The following is a 1676-nucleotide window of genomic DNA, read 5'->3' as shown; positions in this document are numbered from 1 at the left end:
ACTACTGAATAATTACCGCTTGTATTTACTGTGATGGTCTGAGTCGTTGCACCATTTGACCATAAATAGGTAGCTCCTGCATTGCCGGCATCCAAAGTAATGGTTCCACCAGCACAGGTTTCCTGGTCTGTTCCAAGATCCACAACAGGATTAGGATGAACTGTTACATTCACATCATCAGTCGATGAACAGCCATTGCCATCGGTTACAACTACTGAATAATTTCCTGATGTTGATACTGTGATGGTTTGAGTTGTCGCTCCATTTGACCATAGATAGGTTGCTCCTGCATTGCCGGCATCTAAGGTGATAGTATTTCCATCACAGGTCTCCTGGTCTGTTCCAAGATCTACAACAGGATTTGGATGAACACTTACATTCACATCATCAGTCGATGAACAGCCATTACCATCGGTTACAACTACTGAATAATTTCCTGATGTTGATACTGTGATGGTTTGAGTTGTCGCTCCATTTGACCATAGATAGGTTGCTCCTGCATTGCCGGCATCTAAGGTGATAGTATTTCCATCACAGGTTTCCTGGTCTAATCCAAGATCTACAACAAGATTTGGATGAACTGTTACATTCACATCATCAGTCGATGAACAGCCATTGCCATCGGTTACAACTACTGAATAGTTTCCTGATGTTGATACTGTGATGGTTTGAGTTGTCGCTCCATTTGACCATAGATAGGTTGCTCCTGCATTGCCGGCATCCAAAGTAATGGTTCCACCAGCACAGGTTTCCTGGTCTGTTCCAAGATCCACAACAGGATTAGGATGAACACTTACATTCACATCATCCGTTGCTGAACAGCCATTGGCGTCTGTTACCACTACTGAATAATTACCGCTTGTATTTACTGTGATGGTCTGAGTGGTTGCACCATTTGACCACAAATAGGTAGCTCCTGCATTGCCGGCATCTAAGGTGATAGTATTTCCATCACAGGTCTCCTGATCTAATCCAAGATCTACAACAGGATTTGGATGAACTGTTACATTCACATCATCCGTTGCTGAACAGCCATTGCCATCGGTTACAACTACTGAATAATTTCCTGATGTTGATACTGTAATGGTTTGTGTCGTTGATCCATTTGACCACAGATAGGTAGCGCCTGAATTGCCGGCATCTAAGGTGATAATATTTCCATCACAGGTTTCCTGGTCTAATCCAAGAGCCACAACCGGATTTGGATGAACTGTTACATTCACATCATCAGTCGATGAACAGCCATTGCCATCGGTTACAACTACTGAATAGTTTCCTGATGTTGATACTGTAATGGTTTGAGTTGTCGCTCCATTTGACCACAAATAAGTAGCGCCTGCATTGCCGGCATCCAAAGTAATGGTTCCACCAGCACAGGTTTCCTGGTCTAAACCAAGAGCCACAACCGGATTTGGATGAACCGTGACATTCACATCATCCGTAGCTGAACAGCCATTAGCGTCTGTTACCACTACTGAATAATTACCGCTTGTATTTACTGTGATGGTCTGAGTCGTTGCACCATTTGACCACAAATAGGTAGCTCCTGCATTGCCGGCATCCAAAGTAATGGTTCCACCAGCACAGGTTTCCTGGTCTGTTCCAAGATCCACAACAGGATTAGGATGAACACTTACATTCACATCATCCGTTGCTGAACAGCCATTGGCGTCTGT

The 1676-nt window shown here is 43.9% G+C and carries 1 protein-coding gene; it reads right to left on the bottom strand.

Going from position 1 to position 1676, the window contains the following annotated elements; genetic code table 11:
- Window positions 1-1676: hypothetical protein (locus BXY64_RS21265; RefSeq protein ID WP_211334378.1), on the bottom strand; the 1676-nt coding region annotated here is incomplete at both ends.

It is taken from the genome of Marinifilum flexuosum, assembly GCF_003610555.1.
In the GTDB taxonomy this organism is placed as follows: Bacteria; Bacteroidota; Bacteroidia; order Bacteroidales; family Marinifilaceae; genus Marinifilum; species Marinifilum flexuosum.
Note: the sequence above shows the minus strand (reverse complement) of the source record. Positions and strands in the feature narration are given on the sequence as shown.